This is a genomic window from Portibacter marinus, assembly GCF_021533195.1.
Lineage (GTDB): Bacteria > Bacteroidota > Bacteroidia > Chitinophagales > Saprospiraceae > Portibacter > Portibacter marinus.
Window position 1 is genome coordinate 797,229 of the sequence record NZ_JAJNKB010000001.1, and the last position, 22,827, is coordinate 820,055.

16 protein-coding genes are annotated in these 22,827 nt (G+C 40.0%); 7 read left to right on the forward strand and 9 right to left on the reverse strand.

Going from position 1 to position 22,827, the window contains the following annotated elements; all coding sequences use genetic code 11:
* The first annotated feature begins 41 nt into the window (after window positions 1-41).
* Window positions 42-788, forward strand: a complete 747-nt coding sequence (locus L2567_RS03330; protein ID WP_235296275.1) for a class I SAM-dependent methyltransferase — start codon at window positions 42-44, stop codon at window positions 786-788.
* Window positions 789-927: 139 nt separating this feature from the next.
* Here the strand turns inward: L2567_RS03330 and L2567_RS03335 are convergent, their stop codons facing one another.
* On the reverse strand, window positions 928-1,569 hold the full coding sequence (locus L2567_RS03335; protein WP_235296276.1) for a hypothetical protein: 642 nt from the start codon (window positions 1,567-1,569) through the stop codon (window positions 928-930).
* 245 nt (window positions 1,570-1,814) lie between these two features.
* Here L2567_RS03335 and L2567_RS03340 point away from each other — a divergent pair, with 245 nt between their 5' ends.
* Both L2567_RS03340 and L2567_RS03345 read left to right on the forward strand, forming a co-directional pair.
* Window positions 1,815-2,522, forward strand: coding sequence for a type VI secretion system tube protein Hcp (locus L2567_RS03340; protein WP_235296277.1), 708 nt, complete (start codon window positions 1,815-1,817; stop codon window positions 2,520-2,522).
* A 203-nt stretch (window positions 2,523-2,725) separates the two neighbouring features.
* A complete protein-coding gene (locus L2567_RS03345; RefSeq protein WP_235296278.1) occupies window positions 2,726-4,345 on the forward strand; it encodes a sulfatase family protein in 1,620 nt (539 codons plus the stop codon).
* A 1-nt stretch (window position 4,346) separates the two neighbouring features.
* On the opposite strand, the gene L2567_RS03350 is transcribed toward L2567_RS03345, so the two are convergent.
* Window positions 4,347-5,852: a Kelch repeat-containing protein gene (locus tag L2567_RS03350; RefSeq protein WP_235296279.1), complete on the reverse strand. Its 1,506-nt coding sequence runs from the start codon at window positions 5,850-5,852 to the stop codon at window positions 4,347-4,349.
* 257 nt (window positions 5,853-6,109) lie between these two features.
* On the opposite strand from L2567_RS03350, the gene L2567_RS03355 reads away from it, so the two are divergent.
* Window positions 6,110-8,587, forward strand: a complete 2,478-nt coding sequence (locus L2567_RS03355; protein ID WP_235296280.1) for a TonB-dependent receptor plug domain-containing protein — start codon at window positions 6,110-6,112, stop codon at window positions 8,585-8,587.
* An 8-nt stretch (window positions 8,588-8,595) separates the two neighbouring features.
* On the opposite strand, the gene L2567_RS03360 is transcribed toward L2567_RS03355, so the two are convergent.
* The 3 genes from L2567_RS03360 to L2567_RS03370 are packed head-to-tail and all read right to left on the reverse strand — an operon-like array spanning window position 8,596 to window position 11,459.
* Entirely contained in the window at window positions 8,596-8,958 is a 363-nt protein-coding gene (locus L2567_RS03360) for a cupin domain-containing protein (protein WP_235296281.1), read from the reverse strand.
* Window positions 8,955-10,172: an aspartyl protease family protein gene (locus L2567_RS03365; RefSeq protein WP_235296282.1), complete on the reverse strand. Its 1,218-nt coding sequence runs from the start codon at window positions 10,170-10,172 to the stop codon at window positions 8,955-8,957. Before L2567_RS03365 ends, L2567_RS03360 begins: the two co-directional genes overlap by 4 nt.
* A gap of 3 nt (window positions 10,173-10,175) precedes the next feature.
* Window positions 10,176-11,459, reverse strand: coding sequence for a sterol desaturase family protein (locus L2567_RS03370; protein ID WP_235296283.1), 1,284 nt, complete (start codon window positions 11,457-11,459; stop codon window positions 10,176-10,178).
* A 95-nt stretch (window positions 11,460-11,554) separates the two neighbouring features.
* On the opposite strand from L2567_RS03370, the gene L2567_RS03375 reads away from it, so the two are divergent.
* Window positions 11,555-13,267, forward strand: a complete 1,713-nt coding sequence (locus tag L2567_RS03375) for a phospho-sugar mutase (RefSeq protein WP_235296284.1) — start codon at window positions 11,555-11,557, stop codon at window positions 13,265-13,267.
* A gap of 58 nt (window positions 13,268-13,325) precedes the next feature.
* On the opposite strand, the gene L2567_RS03380 is transcribed toward L2567_RS03375, so the two are convergent.
* The gene (locus tag L2567_RS03380) at window positions 13,326-15,866 is read right to left on the reverse strand and encodes a T9SS type A sorting domain-containing protein (protein WP_235296285.1); all 2,541 of its coding nucleotides are present in this window, start codon (window positions 15,864-15,866) and stop codon (window positions 13,326-13,328) included.
* Window positions 15,867-16,437: 571 nt separating this feature from the next.
* Between L2567_RS03380 and L2567_RS03385 the strand changes: the two genes are divergently transcribed.
* Entirely contained in the window at window positions 16,438-19,110 is a 2,673-nt protein-coding gene (locus tag L2567_RS03385; RefSeq protein ID WP_235296286.1) for a hypothetical protein, read from the forward strand.
* A 52-nt stretch (window positions 19,111-19,162) separates the two neighbouring features.
* The gene (locus tag L2567_RS03390) at window positions 19,163-19,540 is read left to right on the forward strand and encodes a LytR/AlgR family response regulator transcription factor (protein ID WP_235296287.1); all 378 of its coding nucleotides are present in this window, start codon (window positions 19,163-19,165) and stop codon (window positions 19,538-19,540) included.
* A gap of 116 nt (window positions 19,541-19,656) precedes the next feature.
* Here L2567_RS03390 and rlmF read toward each other — a convergent pair whose 3' ends face one another.
* Genes rlmF through L2567_RS03405 form a run of 3 tightly spaced genes read right to left on the reverse strand, consistent with a single transcriptional unit; the run spans window position 19,657 to window position 22,823 of the window.
* Window positions 19,657-20,577, reverse strand: coding sequence for a 23S rRNA (adenine(1618)-N(6))-methyltransferase RlmF (rlmF, locus tag L2567_RS03395; protein WP_235296288.1), 921 nt, complete (start codon window positions 20,575-20,577; stop codon window positions 19,657-19,659).
* On the reverse strand, window positions 20,567-21,607 hold the full coding sequence (locus L2567_RS03400) for a saccharopine dehydrogenase family protein (protein ID WP_235296289.1): 1,041 nt from the start codon (window positions 21,605-21,607) through the stop codon (window positions 20,567-20,569). Before L2567_RS03400 ends, rlmF begins: the two co-directional genes overlap by 11 nt.
* Window positions 21,608-21,611: 4 nt before the next feature.
* A complete protein-coding gene (locus tag L2567_RS03405) occupies window positions 21,612-22,823 on the reverse strand; it encodes a BaiN/RdsA family NAD(P)/FAD-dependent oxidoreductase (RefSeq protein ID WP_235296290.1) in 1,212 nt (403 codons plus the stop codon).
* Window positions 22,824-22,827 lie beyond the last annotated feature (4 nt).

The following is a 22,827-nucleotide window of genomic DNA, read 5'->3' on the forward strand; positions in this document are numbered from 1 at the left end:
TAGACAAGCAATCCAAATAATCTATTGAAGGCTTTCATTTAGTGTCACAAAAAAATATTAACGACAAATACTACCGTCTGTTTTATCAGTATGAGGGTGAAGGTCAATGGATGGAGAAAATATGGCGCGAAGCTTTCCGGGATGAATATCCTGAAGGACTTCGTCATTATGGTTATTTGACGAAGTCAGAATTACAAAAGATTCTAAAGCTGCTTTCATTAAATGAGCAAGATGTAGTTTTGGATATCGGTTGTGGCAAGGGAGGACCCGGGCTAAAACTGGCTGAAGAAACAGGAGCGAAATTACTAGGGATCGATATCATCGAAGAGGCTATAGAACAAGCAAAATCATTCTCCACTCAATTCCAATTAGAACAGGAGGCACTTTTCCACGTAGGTGAATTTTATAATATTCCACTCGATGATGAGATGGTCGACGCTGTGGTAAGTTTTGATTCCTTTTGGACGGTCACTGATAAACTTTTTGCACTGAAGGAAATAGGACGGGTATTAAAGCCCGGCGGTCGATTTGTTTTTACTCACTGGGATTTAATTGACCAGGACCCCATTGATTTGTTCAAACAATCAAAGATGACATTTAATTCCAGACATGATAGTCCCGGATGGAAGGACTCCCAGAGAAAAGTATACGAAGGAATAGCGCAATATGAACAAGAGTTACGTGAAGAAATGGGAGAGGGCGCAAGTATGTTGCATTATGAAGCCAAGGTTTCCATGCCTTACCTGGATGCAAGCATAAGAAGAATTTACTGCCTGGTGAAGACTTAATCAAAATGCCACTTATTCAATGGCAAACTTGACCTTCACCTCATACTCAACTTTGATGGGTTTAAATATAATTTCCGGTTTTTGATCCTGCTGCTTTACCTTTCCATAGCCTGTTACAACTATTTCATCGACACTACCATTACTCCACAGGTGAAATCATAATATGCGCTCTGTGTGTACCCGGATTCATGATCCAGGGATGATTAGCAGCTATGGGCTTTTCCGGCAGACCTGTTGATGCTGCTGTGGCGTATGGCATATACACTACATACCTGTACTTCGCATTAGAAACTTCTGACGAAGAAGGATCATAACTACTATCGGGACCGTAATAGATATGAAGTGTAGAACCCTCTTTACCCATTTTTAACTTCCCGCTTTTAACTTCTTCTTCCCTGATATTAAATATTTCTTCCGCCCCTTTACCTTCCTCTCTAAGTGCCCGCCCGCGAGCCATAAAAGGCTCCATATCTTTGTGATAGCATGCAGCAATAAATCCCTCTTTCTTAGGATCATCTGCAAGACAGATCAAGTCATTGGTACCCTCTTTCATTGTTACAAATTCTCCGGCCATGTTGTAACCTATTACAGTAGATTCATCCCGAAATTCAGCAGGGGCTGCCATTAATGCGGTTGCGATCAGCGCTTCATCACTATCGATAGGCTTATATTGGTCTATACCCGTTTCCTCTGTCATCGTTTCAGAAGCTTCAGTTTGTTGGGTTTCAGTATTGCAAGCCAGAAGAATAATCATAGCAATTATGTAGGTCAATGTTTTCATTGTAATGGTTTAAGTTTTACCTAAGATAATCAATTCTAACTTAATACCTAAATGAAAAATCACTAACAACCAAGCAATTCATAAGTAAATAGTCTGTCACATCAATTTCGCATTGAATATGGTCTTTAAAAAGATATAAAAAAGCAACAACTATTCAATTATTTATTTAATTTCATTCTCAATATTAGATGACCTGCTGTCTATCTCAATCGTAGTGCCATCATAATAACCCTAAAAATCTTAAAATGAAAACCCTACTTCTGCTCTCACTTTGCTTTCCATTATTACTTTCAGCTCAAAACATAGGTATTGGCACCCCAATCCCCTCTGAAAAATTAGAAGTTAATGGCATCATCTTTTCCAGCCAGGGAGGCATCAAATTTCCTGATGGAACAATTCAGACCACTGCATATTCACCTCCACCGGGAATGATGCAGAATGGTCTATCAGCAATGGTCATCGAATTTGCACAGGTATCCGGCATCAATGTATCAGGACCAGCTATAGATGTAGAAATAAACAATGGTATTAATGTTCAAAGTGGACAGGAAGGTGTTAGCGTCGGTGTACAACTTAGTGGTTCAACTTTCGACACTTCAAACCCTTCATTACAGGAATATAATTTTTCCAGAATATCTGATAACAATACTTCAGAAATTAGAAAACTTCTATTAACAGGTACAGAGATACCCTATATTGAAGTATTTAATTTGAGGATCTACGGCGAATTTGGACAATATTATATTGACCACTGGACGAGATACGAAGGGTGTATCATATCGAACTTAAGTACTTCTGGTAGTGATTTCTTAAGTGAAGCTGTGAGCTTTGAATACAAGAAAGCCTGTTACAGATCTTACAAACGAAATCCGAATGACGGAAGTCAAACCGGACTAAATGAGGTTTGCTTTGATCGGACTTTGGGACAAACAGGTTGTGGTTGTGGCTGGTAAACTACAAATGTAATTTTCTTAAAGCTGAGCTTAGCATAAAGCGTACAGAGCCAATCGATTGATTCAACAAGATTGGAGGCAAAATATATCACCATTTGGGTCAGTGGATTATCCATAATAAAGTATTAAAATCAATGGATTTATCTTCGACCATTTCATGTCATCCTACCAGAAATGCTATCTTAGTTGCTCAATTATTGATTATGAAGTACATCTTTCTGTCCATATTTTGCACGGTCACTTTCTTATCTTGTTCGAATACAGAAACAGCAGAGAAAAATAAACCCAAACCCAATATCCTATTCATTATGTCTGATGATCATGCCTATCAAGCCATCAGCGCTTATGAAGACGATCTGTTGCAAACTCCAAACATTGATCGAATTGCAAATGAAGGCATGTTATTTACCAATGCATGTGTAACCAATTCTATATGTGCACCTTCCAGGGCAGTCATATTATCCGGAAAGCACAGTCATCTCAATGGAAAGATCGACAATATTTTTCCGTTTGATACCACTCAAATAACCTTCCCTCAGATTCTACAGGACAGCGGATACCAGACTGCCATGTTTGGAAAATTGCATTTTGGAAACAATCCGAAAGGCTTCGACCAATTTAAAATTTTGCCGGGGCAAGGCCACTATTACAATCCGGATTTTATTACCAAAGATTCAGGAAGAGTTCAAATCCAGGGATATGTGACAGACATCATTACAGATATGACATTGGACTGGCTCAAAAATGAACGGAAAGAAGATGGACCTTTCCTATTAATGTATCTCCATAAAGCTCCTCACAGGGAATGGCTCCCGGCTAGCAGGCACTACACCGAATTTATTGATAGAGAATTTCCGGAACCTGAAACACTTTTCGACGATTATGAAGGAAGAGGTACAGCTGCCAAAGAATCTGAAATGAACCTGCTCCAACATATGAACTGGGCCGGTGATTCCAAGATTCCCCCGGAAGTCATGGATGAATTAGGTATACCTCAAACTGCCAAGTGGGATAAACAGGCCTACACTAATAATTTGGGTAGAATGAATGAAGTTCAAAGAGCGGATTGGGATAAAGTATATGCTCCTATGATTGAGGAATTCCGAAAAGAATTTCCCAGTATGACCGAAGAAGATAAAATGAAATGGAGATATCAACGCTATATGCAGGATTATCTGGGATCCATTGCTTCAGTAGATGAAGGAGTGGGGGAAGTCCTCGATTACTTGAAGGAAAGTGGCCTGGATGAAAATACCATTGTGGTGTACACCTCTGATCAAGGTTTTTATCTGGGTGAACATGGATGGTTTGACAAAAGATTTATCTACAATGAGTCTTTTAAAACACCCCTCCTGATAAAATGGCCAGGTGTCATTGAGCCAGGCAGTGAAAATACACAAATGGTCCAGAATCTTGATTTCGCGCAGACTTTTTTAGAAGCGGCAGGGATAAGACCTCCGTCTGATATGCAGGGTGAAAGTCTCATCCCACTATTCAAGGGTGAAACCGAAGGATTTAGAGACGCAGTTTACTATCATTATTACGAATATCCATCTGTTCATATGGTCAAACGTCACTATGGCTTTGTCAATGAAGATTATAAATTAGCTCACTTTTATTACGACATTGATGAATGGGAACTTTACGACCGGAAGAAAGATCCACATGAAATGAACAATGTATACAATGATCCTGCCTATGCTGAAATAGTGGTCGATTTAAAAGAAAAACTCCAAGAAATGCGAGCGTATTATAAAGATGGACCAGAGCTCGATCAGAAATTTATTGAAAAATACAAAGATTTGAACCGCTGGGATAAGTAGATCAGTCCTTCCTGTACATATATATGATGGATGTTGTAGTGGATGGTTCAACCTCACCCTTTTTCGTTGGATCGTATAAGTAGGCTCCTGAATCTGGTGACCAAACCAACATCTTGCTACCTGTCCAAACAGAAGTGTAAGGTCCCGGAGGCGGTGCGTCTATTTTACTGATGGGTGACGCCGTCTCAAGCATGGTATTGATTCTACTGCCTGTAATTTGATTAGACAAATCATAGCCCCAATAGATTAATTCTTCACCCGTATAAACCATGTCCGGATTCAGCACAGGGGTTGCCAAAGATCCAGTTGCACCCGAAGTCCATGAATTGGTACTGGGATCGAACTTGCCAAATAAGCCGTATCGAGTAGTACCGGAGATATCACAAGAACCACCGCCAAACGGACCACCGCTATCCGCTGTATAAGTATTTTTTGTTCCACCGTAAAAATACAATGCCGTGCCTGTCGAAATTGCTTTAGTTCCAAACCGAACGGTAGATCTATTAGTCGCTAGCCAGGAGTCCAATTGAAGATCATAATACATTTGTGGAACACTACTGTAATTACATGCAGAGTAACCATTGAAGCTACCTCCTCCCACAACGACAAGTTTTCCATCTATATAGGCCATGCCCTCATCACTTGGTTCGTTTACATTGCTGATGGGTCTCCAGTCGTTTGTGGCCCGATTGAGAATATACCCTTCAGTGGTTTTCAGGTTACCTATGCTACCTCCTCGGATAATAAGTTCTGTCCCCGTCCATGCAGCCTTGGCTTCCTTTCTCGGCGATGGTGGATTTGTGGTGACGATTTCACTCCACAAATCCATGACAGGGTCATATTGAAATAAATCATTGACTTCTCCAGTTGCTGTGGATCCCCCAAAAATCATCAAATGTGATCCTGTCCATGCAGCCGTAAACTGACTTCTTGGAGACGGTGCACCGACGCTTGAAATTGGTGTCCAGATTCCAGAAATCGGATCAAGTTTCGCCCCAAAATTTGAAAATTTACTTAAGTCACCTCCCCAGACCAGCATTTCTTTCCCAGTCCAAAACCCTTCCCTGCCTACCAAATCAGAGGGCTTCATATTAGGTAGGTTCGTCCATTCACCATAAATAATCGTATCCGGGACCAAGTCTAAATGAGATTGTTCATAACTTCCATAAATAGTGAAACCGGCTTCCTCTAATTCTGGATTCGGGAAGGAGTCACTTAATACGATCGTTCCCGAAGGTATGGGATTGCCAACAGAGGCAATGAGGGGTTTCCACTTACTTGAAGTATAAGAATAAAAGGATTGGTCTGACAACTGGTAGATCATCAGGCCTTCTGCCGGATCTGTAATATTTAAGGTGTCGGTTCTCGGAATAAGTAAACCTTTATCCGTGGTATTTAATTCTAAAATAGCAGACGGATGAGCAGCTGTTCCTGACTCACCTATTGATACTGATTGGGTAAATAGGGTAAATGGCATAAAAATCAAAAGGCTGATCAGGTATCTCATAGCTTGGATCTGGATTAGTCTAAACAAAGATAGGTCAGTCCTTTGCCTTGAACCTCTATGAAAACAGGTATATTAATTTCAGGAAAGCGTGTTTAGGTTGAACCTCCTATTTTAGACATTATAAAGTCTAAATCGGCTGCTTCTTAAGATCATTTTGATGTGATGATTATTGAACAAAACAAGGTGGTGTGGGTCATAAATTAAATTTTAGAGATTTTTTAATGAAGTTTTTTATCTTTAAGACTCAACTTTTCACCATGCTTAAAAAACTTATTCCAGGAAGGGTTAAACCCTATTATGTAAGGATAGCTATTTCTAAATCTATCATCAGTCTGTTGTTTCTTTTGTCTATGATTAACAGTCTCCAGAGTCAAGAGAAGATCATGGAAACTATGCTTGAAAATTTGGACTCTTTAACGATTCTATATCCTCAAACTAAAATTTACGTTCACACTGATAAGCCCTACTATTCAGTTGGAGACCATATCTGGTATGCTGTTTACGCTATTAATGCCAATGATCACCAAAATCTTCCCCTCTCTGAACTAATGTACGTTACCTTAGAAGATGCTGAAGGCCATATAGTCATTCAGCAAAACTTGAAATTAAATGGCAAACGTGCCAGTGGAGATATCGCGGTAGATTTAGATTGGTCTGAAGGAATTTATACGCTGAAGGCTTTTACCTCTTACATGAGAAATTTCGATTCTAATTATATTTTCTCTAAAGAAATCGCAATTTACTCCAAAGAAGAGTCCGGTACAGACGTTAGTTTAAAAACTTCTCTTGAGCCTTATCAAATTAGATTTTTTCCGGAAGGTGGAGATCTCATTGCCGGTTTAAATACAAAAATAGCATTTGAACTAATTGATACCACTATTCAGGAAATCGCCGTACTCAATGGTTTAGGTGATCAAGTGGCCACAGGTAAAGTCGTTCAAAATGGTTTAGGGATTTTTAATCTAATACCGGAAATAGAGGAGAAGTATTATGTTATCCTGGGTGAAGAAAAGTTCGCCCTTCCTAAGGTTAAACCTGCTGGCTACACACTAAAGGTCAATACTCTTAGTGAGGACAAGATTTATCTGGATGTTATCGGATCAAAAGGAAAGAGTCTTGAAAACACCTTTATTATCGGCCATATTAGAGGAACTCCTTTTTTAACAAGGGACGGACTTGAGGGCCAGAAAGTTTCTATGGTACTGGATAAATCGAGTATACCAGAGGGTGTTTCTCAAATTACACTTTTTGATGATCAAGGAAGGCCATTGACAGAAAGAACTTTCTTCATACGACATCAACAGGATGATTTGCAAGTTGTCGCATCAATTCCGTATGAGTATCTGAACAAAAGGCAAAAAGCAGAAATTAGCGTTGAACTAAGTGGAACAGGGCTGGGATCAGGAGATGGCACTTTCTCCATTAGTGTGGTAGATAGCAAGAGCGTGCAGGGATTGAAAAAGGGAGTGAATATTAAAAGTTATTTATTGCTGGGTTCTGAATTTACCACCGGGATTGAACATATCCATCAATATTTTGAGACCAACTCACCCCGCAATCGGTTCAAGCTCGACCTGCTGATGCTTACGAGAGGATGGACGAGGTTTACCTGGGAAGATATTAGAATGGACAAAAAACCTGAAATTCAATTTCCACCTGAAAACGGCTTTACCATCTCAGGCCAGGTCTTTGAAAAAAACAAGCCTGTTCAAGCTCAGGTGAATTTTTCTACAGTCGACGATGATTTATTTTTTGCCAGTATACCCACAGAAGAAGATGGAAGTTTTACAGCATTGGGTTTTGACTTGGAAGCCAATGAAAAAATTAATATTTCTGCTTATAAGCCAGGGAAGAAAGAAAAGAAAATCACCAAGAACATTTCAGTTAAAGTTGATCCTGCAGAGATTTTCACTGTCTCGTCCAATCAGCGATATAGATACGAAGGACCTCATCGAAATGAAGTGACTGACTACATAGAATTGTCTTATGAAAATCAGATGATGGACAGTTTATATGATGGGATGCAGATTGAATTAGATGAGGTCGTAATGACAGCAGACCGAAAAACGTCGAGGGATCAGAAAATTAAAAAAGAACGAGGAATCATATACACCAACTACGATCGAAGAGTTTTTATAGATTCAATGCCTAACCGTCGAATGTTTACGAATGTTTTTGACATGGTGAGAGGTCAAGTCCCCGGTGTGAACATCATAGGTACTGCTGGCAATCAAAGGTTTCGGTTAAGGGGTGGCTCCAATAGTATTCGTGGAAGTAATGATGCACTGGTCATCGTAGATGGAGTGCCTGCAACATATGAGTATGTCAATGCAATTAATCCTGACCAGATTGAATTTATTGACGTCCTCAAAGGTATATCTACTTCCGCCCTATATGGGACACCTAATGGTGTTGTCGCCATATACACAAGAATGGACAATGGTAGTGTCTCAAGAAATTATAAAACCCCTGACAACATCGCCAGTTTTCTACATAACGGCTATTATCAAAGTCGTAAATTTTATAGCCCGGATTACAGTCAATCATTTCCAGGAGACGAGAAACCTGACTTGCGTACTACATTGTATTGGAATCCAATCGTTGAACTTGAAGAAGGCAAAGCGGTGGTAAACTTCTTTACTGCGGATCAGGTCACCGAATATTTGATAGAAGTCCAGGGAATAACTGAAGCAGGATTACCCTTTGTGGGATATGATACCTTCGAGGTTCGATAAAGAGATTCTTAAATTTTATCCAATTTCTCTTTTGTGAAATTATGGTCCATGATGTCTCCAGTATTGAGCGTTGCTACCGGTTCGAACAACATGATTTCGACCTCCTCTTCTGCAATCGGTCTGTGCTCTACACCTCTTGGAACTATAAGAAATTCTCCCGGTTGTAAAACAATAAAATGGTCTCTAAATTCCAATCGAAGTTTACCTCTCACGACATAAAATAACTCATCTTCTTTTTCATGTTTATGCCATGGAAACTGACCTAATAACTTAGCAACCTTAACGTGCTGACCATTCAATTCTCCAATAATCCTAGGATTCCAATGATCGTCAAACAGTTGCAATTTTTCTGCTATATTTACTTTTTTCATGACTTTTGTTTCATTTGGGTAAAATCTTGTTTCATCAACATAACCTGCGTTTCCATGCCATTTCGATCAAAAGTGAGCTGTAGTGTATCTAATTGATCCAGCATTCTTGTCTTAATCATGTAACATCCCAGACTATCGTTAACGGATCTCAAATTGTAATCATTCATCTGAAGTATTTGAGTTCCTATCTCTAGTCCTTTTGCCTCAGCATAAGATCCACTGACCAAAGCTCCCACATAAACCTTTTCCTCTTTGAATTTCAATCTAATACCAAAATGTTCCTCTTTTTTATGGTCAAAACCCAGGTTTTCGATTAAAATGACTTGCTGTTGGTGCCAATCCAGTATTACTCTATAACCTTTTAGGAATCTATTGCCCAGAGTCATTGCACCCTTGCTTTCGAACTCAATCAACTGATCAAATAGTTCCAAATTCCCCAGCCGGACTGTGTCAATCATAACATACTTAAAATCGCTTGATCCACCATCACCATACACTCCCACTGAATTGCTGCCTTTCATTGTAAAGATGGCTAGACTATCAATGTGATCTTTTGCGGCTCCCATAACCATACTGAACCCACCTGTAGCTCCGGTATCAAAAGTCACATTGTTAAAAGTCATCCGATCCATTGTGATCCGCACCAATGGTTTTTTCTGACTCCACCTTTCCCGCATGGGTAAAACATAGTGTTCTTGTGGAATGTCAAACAGGGACATACGATCTGTAAATGTGATCTCCTTGCTTTCATAATCAATCTGCCAGTATAACTTAGACATCAGGTTCGAGCCAATTATTCCATCTATTTTCAGGCATCCTAATTCGAATACTTTATTGTAATCGATGATTAATGCTGCCATACCCTTAAAAAGTACATCACCTATTTGCAATTCATCCACCAGGATGGTTTTTTGTTTTTGTTTAACACCTTGAGAATCACTGATATCGACTGTACTAATGGTTTTATATTTCAATTGGTCAGCCAGTTCCTTACCAATCACATTGGGTGCACCCGTGTCAAAAAGAAATTGGTAGCTTTTGCCTTGTATCTTAACCTGCATCAGAGGGATACCAAAAGAGAAATCAAAGGGTATCTTTTCAACAAAATTTGTGTTCATAACCCTTCCTCCCTGCATGGCTCTATGGTATTTCGATTCGCAGCCAAATAATATCAAAACACAAAACAAAAGGCACAAACTCTTCAGCTTCGGCATTCCTTATGGTCTTTGATAGGTAGATCGATTCAAATGGGGTAAAGCTTTTTCTTCAAAATGGACCAGATAGATGGTGACAACCAAAGAAGTGAATAAATAAGCAAGTAGCAGGAAATTGCCAAAAGGGATGATATCCGTCAAATAAAACCAATGACCGAAATATAACACGATACTTAATCCCAACATTGACCTCAAAATCTCAACCCATAGCGCTTCTTTCTCATTATCCATTAAAGAAGTATAGCTATACACTGAAACAAAAAGAAACCCTCCGTAGATGAACAAATTTGGGAATCCGATATCGCCTATTTTAACCATCATATGAAGCATCATAGCCGTGGTAACGACGTATTGAAACCAAGCCCAGGCCTTCTTATATTTAGAACTTTCAGGCGCATATTTCATCTGTTTTTGAGGATCCTTTTCATAATGTAAAGGAAATCTTTCCTCCACGTCATCCGGCCTCCACCCTGTGGGCATAAACCAAACCCGCAACTTATCTTTCCAATCCGAAGCGTAATAGCAGTCTTTTGTAATCTGCCATGCATGCATCCAGTTTATCTTAATTGGATTCCATGTCGAAACAGGCTTTTTGACCCCGTAGACACATGGCTCCTCTTCCAGCTCTTCCTGAAAAGTGCCAAAAATTCGGTCCCATATTGAAAAAATCGCCGCCAGATTCTTGTCGATATAAATGTCATTGATGGCATGATGTACGCGATGCTGCGAAGGGGTGACAATGACATATTCAAGCCAGCCTAATTTAGGGATATGTACGGTATGATACCAGAACTGCAAAAAAAGGTGTATCGGTGCAATCACAGCAATGACCTCAGCAGGTAAACCAAGCAGAGCCGCCGGCAACAGAAATAGGAATCCGTAGCCAATGATATTAGAGATAGGCTGACGAAGTGCACAGGCCAGATTAAACTCTTCACTGCTATGATGTACAATGTGTTGGTTCCAAAAAATATTGACATGATGATTCAGTCGATGGCTCCAGTAACTTGCAAAATCAATCGCTATAAAACTTAAAATATAGACCAGAATGGTGTTCTTTATTTCGAAAATTGCAATGTGATCGACGACCCAGGCATAACTAACAATAACAATGGAAAGCTTTAAAATCGACTTAAGAGTGTTTGTCGTACCCGAACTGAGACTAGAGATGGTGTCCATCCCATTATAAGAGAGCACACCCTTTCTCCATGAGTATAAGGCTTCCAATACAATCAGTCCCAAAAAAAATGGGATGGCAACTAATAAAACCTGGGCATATGTGTCCATTTCAAGGTCTAAAATATGGAAAGATTTTAAGAAAGTAAATGACGAACTCTGATATTAACTAGCTTTTAGTATTTTAGTATCACAACGAAAACAATATGGCAGATATATCAGAAAAAGTAAAGGAATGGACCTCCACCGTATTTGATGAAGATACAAGGTCAGAGGTCAAAAGGCTTCAAAACGAGGAGCCATCTGAGCTGGAAGAAAGTTTCTATAAAAATCTAGAGTTTGGGACAGGTGGTATGCGGGGAATCATGGGTGTCGGAACGAATAGAATCAATAAATATACACTAGGTAAAAGCACTCAGGGATTATGTCAATATTTGAAAGATAACATCGAAGACTCAGAGATAAGAGCCGTCATTGCCTATGACTGCCGAAATAATAGTGATACGCTGGCCAGGACTGTTGCAGAGGTTTTTTCTGCCAATGGCATTAAGGTTTTCCTATTTAGCGCACTGAGAACCACTCCTGAGTTAAGCTTTGCTGTAAAGCATTTGGCATGTCATGTGGGTATTGTATTGACCGCAAGTCACAACCCACCGGAGTACAATGGGTATAAAGTGTATTGGAATGATGGAGGCCAATTGGTACCTCCGCATGATTCAGCCATTGTAGAAACCATTAATGCTCTGGGCTACGAAGAAATTAAATTTGAGGCCAATGATGGCTTGATTAATGTCATCGATAAAGAGGTAGATGATGATTTTATTGATGCATGTATTGAAAATGGTAGTTTTGGTACTTCAAAGGCTGCAAAGGATGATTTGAATATCGTGTTTACTTCCCTTCATGGAACCTCTATCACGGCTATTCCGGAAACACTGGATCGGGCAGGATATAGCCAAGTGCATATTGTAGAAGAGCAAAGAGAACCCAATGGGAATTTTCCCACGGTCAAATCGCCCAATCCGGAAGAAAAAGAGGCGTTGGCCATGGCCACTGAATTAGCCAACAAAGTGGGAGCGGATATACTAATCGGCACTGACCCTGATTCGGATCGTTTAGGCATAGCTGTGAGAAATAACAAGGATGAGATGGTTCTCCTCAACGGCAATCAGACCATGATTGTAATGGTAGATTTCCTGCTTAAAAAGAAAAAAGAGAAAGGACTTGAAGGCAATGAATTTATTGCCTCCACCATCGTTTCAACTCCCATGCTGCGAGTCATAGCCGAAGATTATAATGTAGAGTATAAAGAAGTCTTAACCGGATTTAAATGGATCGCTAAGTTGATCAAAGATCATCCTGAGCTGCAATTTGTAGGCGGAGGAGAAGAAAGCTATGGTTTTATGGTTGGCGATTTTGTCAGAGATAAGGATGCGGTCACCAGCACTTTACTGGCCTGTGAAATTGCTGCGCAAGCAAAAGCGGAAGGCAGTTCTTTCTATAAAAAGCTCCAACAACTCTATCGTAAATACGGTTATTTTAAAGAGCATCTCATTTCTTTGGTAAAGAAAGGAATTTCAGGAGCAGAAGAGATCAAGCAAATTCTAAAAAATCTAAGGGAAAATCCACTGGAGGAGATCAATGGTTCGAAAGTAGTTTTAGTCGAAGATTATCAACTAAGTAGGGCATATAACCGCCTGGATGGATCGGAGATGAAAATTGATCTTCCTAAGTCTAATGTACTGATCTATTATACGGAAGATGGCAGCAAGGTGGCAGCCAGACCGTCCGGAACTGAGCCAAAGATAAAGTTTTATATCAGTGTTCAGGAAGGGGTGGAAGAAGGAGAAAGTCTTGTTGATGTCGAATCGAGATTGGATCAGAAAATACGAAGCATTGAAAATGAAATGTTAAAATAAAAAAAGAGGATGTCCATTGCTTCGACATCCTCTTTACTTTATGGCTCTTGTAGCTTGATTACAATTTAGTAAATTTCATGTTTGAAGTTTGAATACCATTGGAAATACTAATAACGTATATCCCTTTATTAAAATGCTGTATATTAATATTATTTGGTTCTGAGGATATTCTTAATGTATTTTTAGAAACCAATTGACCATTTATAGTTCTAATCATCACATCATATACTTCGCTTTTTTGCGATTTTATATCATCCAACGAAATGCTTAAATACGTAGACACCGGATTTGGAGCTATAACGATATGACCTTTCCCTCGAACCAATACAGATTTCGTTTCAGTCACAGAATATTCCCCGTTGAAGTCCACTTGCTTTATTCTAAAATAGTGATTCCCAGGTTTTATGTCAAACAACACGCTTCTATAAGTATTTTCTTGCGCTCTATTCACTCCTGGAGTCACGAAGTACTCATTAACCCACTCCCTATTATCAAGTCTTTGAATATAAAAGCCTTCATTATTAACCTCCCAGGCTGTGGCCCATTCCACAACCACTTGCTCTGGCTTATGAGAATAAGCTTCAAAGGATAACCATTCAACCGGCACTGTCGCACCGCTTGTACCAGGATTGGGTGTACCAGAGACTTTGGTACCATCAGATTCAATCTGAATACTCTCACCATCTCCTGAATCTGACCCTTCGCATCCATCTGACTTGCCAAAAGCTGCACAAAAGTCAAACATCATACTTGATCTAGTAGCAGTATTGTCATAGGAAACCTCATCCACCCTCTGCATCGATCGGTCTCCGGCAGTAAAGGCATCGGGCTTTTGACCAATATAAAGTGCAACCGCTCCTTGTGAATTGAGAAACTGTTCATCTGCTCCTCCACACTCATCTGGTGCACCAGCATAGTCAAAGGGTTGGTCGAGATTATTGACTGCAGAGTCACCAAAAACAAAGTACTCTCCTGGTGCAATTTCACCAAACATTTTTCCCATAAAGCATGACATGCCTTGGTCGTCAAAAGCTACTGTCAAATATTCATCTATTTGCACATTGTAGTTACCTGCATTGTATATTTCAATAAACTCTCCAGTTCCATCGCTGGTATTTGGATCAACTTCAGTTATTCTTAAAGAATCTACTCTTTGAGGTGCTTGATATTCCCAGGCTCCCCTATCTGGTATATTTCCATCTGCTCCACGAACAAATCCTCTACCATCATAATCAAATGTAGCTATGGTTGTACCATTATCTATAGCCAAACTATTAGATCCAAATTCTAATATAGGTACTGCATAGGTATCCTGGTTTTGAATTCCTCCTGCTTGCGGATCAAGACTATTGGACATTCCACCCAAAGTATCTGTCTCCTGCTCCATAAATATAGTTCCTAAACCAGCGGTAATACCGATCATGTTATAACCATTACTGATTAAGGCCGATTCACTTGCAGTTGTATCTTGAAATAAATCTTGCGCTGCTCCTGCAGGTTCGTTTTTGGCTATTACATTATTCTGAAAATCCAATGTTCCTTCATTCGTGACTTCGGCTGTTCCGGGTATCCTTTGTGCCACAGCCACACCTCCTCCTTGAGCAGGACTACCTGGTATTCCAGCTTGACCGTCACCTTTAGGTTGACCAGCTCCACCGGCTCCACCTCCATTGTTTCCTACTAGTGTAGAACTTAAAAGTGTTAGATTTCCGGCACAATAAATTGCTCCTCCATTACCGCCATTACCACCGTTTCCACCATCAGCATTTCCGCCATCCGGTCCGCCGGCATCTCCTGCACCACCACCTCCACCGGTAGCACAACCTTGAAAAGTCGCTCTTGTAATTTGTGCAGTGGTACCAGAACCTATATAGACAGCACCTCCATCACCACCATCTCCACCATCGCCACCTGTAGTAGTGCCAGCTTCAGAACTTGGTGTAACACCTTGTCCACCCCCACCGGTGGTACATTGAACAAATGTCACTTGATCCATTTCAAAAGTACAATTAGCACCCACATAAATAGCTCCACCATCATCACCATCTGTCCCATTTACACCTTCTGGACCACTTCCATCCTGATTACCTTGCGATCCACGTCTACTGGATAATTGATTGAAGTATATTCGTTCAATTTTTACGGATTTACCATCACCTATATGAAAACCTCTTTCCTGGCTGCTAAAATTGACTCTGATCTGCGGACCAGGTGTACCTGTTCCTTGTATATGTAGGCTTGTGAAACTTCCATTTAAATCAAGATCTCCATATTCATTATTGTCCTCATATAAACTTACGGATTCACTGGATGGACTTCTTGCGATTTCATATGTTCCACTTACACCCCCTGGTAATGTACCAGGCAATACAATAAGAACATCTCCAGTACTAGCATTAGCTTCATCGATCGCTGCCCTTAATGTGCAGTTTCCATCCATATCCATACACTTGCCATCTCCGGGAACCATATCCCGCGCACCCACTAAATCTGTATTATTGTCCACAATAAGAATTAGTGGATCAGATTGTGTGATAAGCTGAGCACTTAAAAAGTGAATAAAAAGAAAGGATAATAAAAATGGTAAAAGTAATTTCATAATTTAATGTTTAATAGTAATTGTTGATTAATTCAACATTAAAACATTAAATAGTGTTCGCTTCGAATAAATAAGAATATTATTCAAAATGATCCAGCACCATGAACTAAACGTTTTTTGATTTTACTTAAATGATTGTAAATTAATGAGATAGCATTCAGCTGATTAAAAGACAAATTAAATAACTTTACGCTAGAAAAAATCTAGAATTGACCAAATCGTAATTATTATACACCAAATCAAACATTTTATGTTGGCGAATAATGACAAATACTAAGCACTTGTCATAAAATACCAAAATTTTTTGCAAATTATATATGTATTTTTAATATATGTATTGTGCTAATAACTATGATATTAATTTAGTGAGAAAGGCTATATATACTATATACCCCACCTGTTTGTTTTAATTAAAAACAAATATTTTCACTTAATATCAAACAATTGTAGGGTTATTTATATTCACATTGTTAACGATATTATATCTACATTAGCCGATCATGTTAAAACTACTCACATCTAGTGAACTTAAACTTTTGACTATTTTGAAAAACACTTTTAAATCATTCTTATGATCAATTTTAAATTTTACACGACCATCCTATTATTGTGCCTTACTTTTTCCTTCGCGTTAGCGCAAGATCCAGGGGATACTGTTCTGGAAGCAGTAGAGGCTGAAACAGAAGCTGAAGCTGAAGTGGAAGTTGAAGCTGGAGTTGGTAAAATTGCAGCAGCAGTGGCTTTAGCAGCTGCTTCAGCAGCAACTAGCCCATTTTGTTCAGTACTAAATGGAGTCAGTGGGTCCATTTCTTCAGATACACAAGAACCAGCTATTAAAAAGGCTTTCATTGCCAATTTTGCAGAAGGTGGATTTGAACCCTCCTCTCCGAATCCAGGTGTAGATATATTAGGCTTTGGAGAAGCGGAAGCCGAATCTGAGGTTGAAACAGAAGTGGAAGCTGAGGTAAATAACGGTGCAGCAGTTGCCGGTGGTGGAACTTCTTATAGTTTGGCAGCAGCTGGAAGAGCGCTCTATGTAGCTACTAACGGAAAATACTACCTTTATCCGGCTGACATCGCACTCTCGGGAGATGCACGAACTTCAACATCTACAAGCACATCTAAAATAAATGTTCCTTTACCTATGCCTGTTGCAGAAACGCCGGACTCAAGTGATCCACCTGTTTTTGAGGCTCCAGATGATGAGGTCAACGACCCTCCTGCTGGAGGTGGAAACCAGGTATATGCAGACAGTACAATAGTTCCATTTTTGCAAGCTGATGTAGAGGCTGAAGTTGAAGCAGAGGCCGAAGCGGAAGCAGAGGCAGAGACTCAGTACGGTGCTGCTGCAGCAGCTGCATCAGGTGGAGGAGCTACTTCTTCAGTTGGTGACTTTAGCAGAGCCGACAGTAGAGTAAGTGTGGCTACATCTGCAGTTACTGATGAAGTGAATATCTTAGTACCTCTAGAACCACCATTTGTAAATGCACCTATGGGTAATAACGAACCTGGAAGTTTTAATAATGCCAGCTATTCAGGAAGTTATACAAAAGAGAATTATTTCAATTCTAACACAAATCAGCCTACTACAAGTAATGGGAAAGGCTTGTTTGAAGCAGAAGCAGAAGCAGAAGCAGAGGCAGAAGCCGAAGCAGAAGTCGATAACAATGCAGCAGCTGCATCTGCAGTTGCTGTAGGATCAGGTGGATCCAACGGTCTGGGAGCCACTGCAAAAGCAGCTACTGCCAGTTCAGCATCCACCAGTACAGAAAAAAGCATAGGTGATGAGCAGAGAAGAAATGATCAGACGATCGTAAGAGGTGACACCTACGATTCTTATGACCTCGGACTAATCTTTGCTTCAGCAGAAGCAGAAGCCGAAGCTTTTGCTGACACCGATACTGTTTTTGCAGCAACTGCAAGTGCCACTCCAACTTCAACGGGAGATGCTGCATCCGGTGCGTCTATATCATTCACAGCAAAGGATGAGGCTCCTCAGAGTAATGAAGCAGACGGACCTCAATACTACGAATATAGACATCCACGAACCGCCAAGGCCAAGGGCAAAAGACAAAAAGCTGGATCCAGATCCTCAACCGGAAATTTTGAAGAGGAAGATGAAGCTGAAGCGGAAGCAGAAGCAGAAGCAGAAGTAGGATACAATGCAGCAGCTGCATCTGCAGCAGCGGTAGGTATTCAAGCAAAAAATACAAATTTCCCAATATATGCTGATGCCGCGGCTAGTACGGCAACTTCGACCAGAGTCTATGACAATCCTGAAAATTTAAGACAGGAAATAGTTGATGAAGGTCCTTCATTACCAGGAGATTTAGGAGATTTTCCAGAAGGTGAATTTACGTACAATGATTTTGTGGCGGAAGTAGAAACAGAAGCAGAAGCTGAAGCTGAAGTAGGCTTCCAGGCAGCCGCCATTGCAGCCTCTGCAGCAGCAGTTGGATATGATGAGATTGTAGTTGATACAGATTATGCCATCAATGAATTTGCAGCGGCAGTGGCTTCAGGGGCCGGAGCAAATGTGGAGCTTTCAGTGAGTATACCAGCAAGCGGTTCGGGAGATGTTGTTGCGACAGCTACAGCTTGGGACCCCGAGGGCAGAGGTGTAGCAGTGGCAGTTGCAGTAGCAGGCGTTCCAACACAAGATACCACTGATAATGAAATGGAAGCAGAAATGGAACATGCTTCATATGCTAGTGTTTCTGTTACTATTCAAACTGATGAAGCCAATATGTTTAGGGTTAAAACAGTGGAAATCAATGAAGTGAGCAACAATAATAATAATGAAGGAAGTATTGACAGTACAGAGATGTCAACTGATACTTTAGATAATAGTTTTACTGAACTTGAAGCAGAAGCAGAAGCAGAAGCAGAAGCAGAAGTTGCATATGGAGTTGCAGCTGCATCCGCCGCAGCGGCGACAAGTGGCTATGGTGCCAAGACAGAAACCATTGCCAGAACAGTCACTTCAAAGCCTGATTACATTTGTACAGAATACTTACCCACAACCTGGGTCGGGCCCAGTGAGGGAGCAAATTGGTATGACAATAAAAGCTATTGGTCACGTAACAGATATCCAGAGTTTTGTGAAGACATCACCATTCCTTCCGGTGTTACTGTAAGGATCGGCGCAGACAAAATTGCGACTATACATACATTAACTATAGAAAGCGGAGCAACTGTAATTACAGGGCCAAATGCGCAAATAAGAGTTACTGAACCAGAATAATGTTTACCTAAGAATCTAAAACAATTTTTGAACATTATTTAATTATACGGAAATGAAAGTAGTAAAGCTCTCCAAGGATGAAATTGCCAATCCTCTAAAGAAAATAGACTTTAGAGAGCTTAATCGGCTTGTGATCAAAAGCAGAGAAGGCTGTACTATCGTTCCTTTTAAAGAAATCATTTTTCTAAAATCGGATAGCAATTATTCTGAAATTCATACAGATGATAACAGGCAGCACGTAGCTTCAAAAACCTTGAAGTCAATGGAAGATAAATTAAATCATCTATTTGTGCGAGTACATCAATCTTATATCGTTAATATTCTACATGTTAGGGAATATAGCTATTCCGAAGGATTGAAGCTTTTAAATAATCAAATTATACCTGTTAGTAATTCCATGAAGAAAAAAGTGAGTATGATTTTTAAGTAAATAAAAAGTCTACCTACTAATTCAAAACTCTATAGCGGCTTTAAGCTCGCTATAGGGTTTTTTTATTCCTAAAAAATTGTACGATGTATTTTTCTGTCCACTACCAGTCCAAGATTTTATTTTCCAAGTCTGACATCTTGCCATATGGTCCTTTGTTTGTCATCTAAGAAAGTCCATGCTACAAAGCGCGACTTCTTATTGCCTTGCTGCATTTCCACAGTTTTATATTCTTTTACCTTTGCTCTTCGGAAAGCTTTGAAAATGGATTGCAAGATTGACTCTTTAGAGACCAGCGTTGTAAACCAATAACATGAGTTGGGTAACTGCCTGCTTTCATGAATCATGTTATGGATAAAGACTTCCTCCCCTCCGGGTGTCCAAAGCTCTGTTGCTTGTCCCCCAAAATTCAAGTTTTTGCTTCTTGTTGACTTTGGATTCAAACTTTTTATTTTCTTGCGATTAGATGATTTAGCCTCTTTGGCTGACGAATAAAATGGAGGGTTGCACATCGAGAATTCAAATAACTCGTCTTTTTTAATGATTCCTTGAAAGAATCGATTTTTATTGTCTTGCTTTCTGATGTCAATATTTCCTTTCAGTACACTGTTTTCTTCAACTATTTTAAGGGCATTTAGATATGCGGTTTCATCAAGTTCACTGCCTACAAAACTCCAACCGTATTCCTGATGTCCTATGATCGGAAAGATACAATTGGCCCCACTTCCAATATCAAGTACTTTTATAGATGACCCTTTCGGCTGGCCTAGTAAGTCTGCCAGATGGTGAATATAGTCAGCTCGGCCGGGAATCGGAGGACATAAATATCCGTCTGGAATGTCCCAGAATTGAATGCCATAGTATTTAATGAGCAAAGATCTATTCAGCAATTTCACAGCTTCCGGATTGAAAAAATCAATCGACTCCACCCCGTGATCATTGATAAAAATGTGTTGGCCAAGTTCAGGCTCTGCTTTCACTAGACTTTCAAGATCGTATCTGCCTCGATGTTTATTTCTGGGGTGTAGTTTAGATTTCATAAAACCTGCATCCTTCTATTTCATTGATGAATTGCCAACCGTAAGTTGTGGCCGGCGTTTGATATCCTACTTTAATTTTGCTCTTCAACACCTTGTCCATGATCTCACAAGACGCAAGTGCGGTAAAACGGTAAACTTCTGGGCATTTCAGCCTCGCTACGATTTCATTGTGGTTGTTGCACACTTTTCCATAGAGCAAAGCAAAACCCTTTTGATTCTGCTCTTCATCAGGACCCGTTAGATTTTTATTGACCCATTTTTTTGCCAAACTCTTAACCCAGGAAGTTCTCAAAATGGGATTGATCAACCAGGATAATTTCATCATTCTGATAGTAGAAGCAGGCATGGCAGTATAAACTTCAATATTGGGAATTCCAGTGGATGTGTAGGCTGTAGAAACATCTCCCCAGGGAATAGTTCCAACTATTCTTTTCACTTCTCCAAAGTCTACTTCCATGTGCTTGTGCGCAATACGAACCTCCTTCAGCACACCATTTTCTCTAGTTAAACCATTCTCGCCCAATTTACTTACGGCTGTGATGGCTGTTCCGTGCGACATAACACTATTTTCTGAAGTAAATGCCAGTTGAAGATGTGTTGCATCTGGCATTTGCTCTTTCAAATATACCGCCAGGCAATCGGTGGGTATCACATCAAAGCCTATGCCCGGTAAAATCATCATGTCTTTTTCCTTAGCTTGATCATGATATTGTTTCAGCGTTTCGAAAACCTCGACTTCACCGGTTATATCCAGATAATGAGTTCCACTTGCAAGACATGCCTTTACTAACGGTTCGGCAGTTTTGGCAAAAGGTCCAGCTGCATTGAGCACTGCATCAACGTCATTTATAAATGTTTTGGTAGCCCCATCCAGGTTGAATATTCGGTAAGGCAAGTCGTATTGCCTGGCTACTGCCAGAATCTTATCTTTGGATCTGCCAGCTAAAATAATATCATGTTGTCTTCGAAGTGCTTCTTCTATGATAAGTTTAGCAGTATATCCATTGGCACCATATAATAGGTATTTCATCTTATTATTTTAACATACCTGCGATATAAGCAGTCGTCCATGCAGCCTGAAAATTATATCCTCCAGTGATTGCGTCAATATCCATTACCTCACCCGCAAAGTACAAATTTTTGACTGCCTTACTTTCCATTGTTTTCATATTAATGGATTCCAGGCTAACTCCTCCACAGGTCACGAATTCCTCCTTGAAGGTGGTCTTTCCTGAAACTTGGTAGGTATCATTGGTTAACAAAACAACTAATTGATTCATTCCTTTCTTTCCAAGCTCATTCCATTTTTTCTCTCCGCTCAATTGTAATTTATCGAGTAAAAACTGCCAAAGTCGATCCGGAAGTTGATATGGCCTGTAATTGCTGAGATTCTTTTGAGCATTTTGCTCGACAATGCTTTCCAACTCTTTTCTAACCACATCGTTATTCCTTTCATTGACCCAATTGACCTGAACCTTAAACTGATAATTGCATTGAGAAAGATATCTTGCGCCAAAAGCTGAAAGTTTTAATATTGCAGGTCCGCTCATACCCCAGTGCGTGATAAGCAAAGGTCCGTCTGATTTAAGCGCTGTTCCCTGAATGGAAGTTAAAGTTTTCTCTACCACAATACCCATCAGTTCGGTGATCTTCTCAGATGGCATGTTGAAGGTAAATAAGGAGGGCACTGGAGTTTCAATTTGGTGCCCTAATTCCTCTAACCATTTCAAACCCGATAGCTTTGGGGACCCACCGGTTGCGATGATGACTTTGTCGAAGGTCAAAGTATCTCCTTTCTTAAATTGGAGATTTATTCGAAACTGATCATCTGCGAAGATCTGGCTGACTGCTTTTTTTAGGTGAATTTCAATTTTGTGCAGATTAGACTGCGTGAGAAAACAGTCAATAATTGATTGCGAATCTTGAGATACCGGAAAAACACACTGGTCTTCTTGGATCATGAGGGGCACTCCTCTGGACTCAAACCATTCGAAACAGTGTTTGGTATTGAAAATGTGAAATATTTTTTTGAGTTGCCGCCCTCCGCGTGGATAAGCTTTCCATAACTCACTAATGGAAGTGGTACCATTGGTGACATTACATCTACCCCCACCTGATACTTTTACCTTACTCAGGAGCTTAGAAGTCTTTTCAAATATTTGGACTTTTGCTTTAGGATGATGTTCCTTAACAGAAAGCGCTGCAAAGAAACCTGCTGCTCCACCACCTATAATTGCTACTTTCAATGTT

Coding starts and splice junctions, on each gene's coding strand:
- L2567_RS03335 (WP_235296276.1), bottom strand. CDS start 1,569: ATGAAAACATTGACCTACATAATTGCTATGATTATTCTTCTGGCTTGC.
- L2567_RS03340 (WP_235296277.1), top strand. CDS start 1,815: ATGAAAACCCTACTTCTGCTCTCACTTTGCTTTCCATTATTACTTTCA.
- L2567_RS03345 (WP_235296278.1), top strand. CDS start 2,726: ATGAAGTACATCTTTCTGTCCATATTTTGCACGGTCACTTTCTTATCT.
- L2567_RS03350 (WP_235296279.1), bottom strand. CDS start 5,852: ATGAGATACCTGATCAGCCTTTTGATTTTTATGCCATTTACCCTATTT.
- L2567_RS03355 (WP_235296280.1), top strand. CDS start 6,110: ATGCTTAAAAAACTTATTCCAGGAAGGGTTAAACCCTATTATGTAAGG.
- L2567_RS03360 (WP_235296281.1), bottom strand. CDS start 8,958: ATGAAAAAAGTAAATATAGCAGAAAAATTGCAACTGTTTGACGATCAT.
- L2567_RS03365 (WP_235296282.1), bottom strand. CDS start 10,172: ATGCCGAAGCTGAAGAGTTTGTGCCTTTTGTTTTGTGTTTTGATATTA.
- L2567_RS03370 (WP_235296283.1), bottom strand. CDS start 11,459: ATGGACACATATGCCCAGGTTTTATTAGTTGCCATCCCATTTTTTTTG.
- L2567_RS03375 (WP_235296284.1), top strand. CDS start 11,555: ATGGCAGATATATCAGAAAAAGTAAAGGAATGGACCTCCACCGTATTT.
- L2567_RS03380 (WP_235296285.1), bottom strand. CDS start 15,866: ATGAAATTACTTTTACCATTTTTATTATCCTTTCTTTTTATTCACTTT.
- L2567_RS03385 (WP_235296286.1), top strand. CDS start 16,438: ATGATCAATTTTAAATTTTACACGACCATCCTATTATTGTGCCTTACT.
- L2567_RS03390 (WP_235296287.1), top strand. CDS start 19,163: ATGAAAGTAGTAAAGCTCTCCAAGGATGAAATTGCCAATCCTCTAAAG.
- rlmF (WP_235296288.1), bottom strand. CDS start 20,577: ATGAAATCTAAACTACACCCCAGAAATAAACATCGAGGCAGATACGAT.
- L2567_RS03400 (WP_235296289.1), bottom strand. CDS start 21,607: ATGAAATACCTATTATATGGTGCCAATGGATATACTGCTAAACTTATC.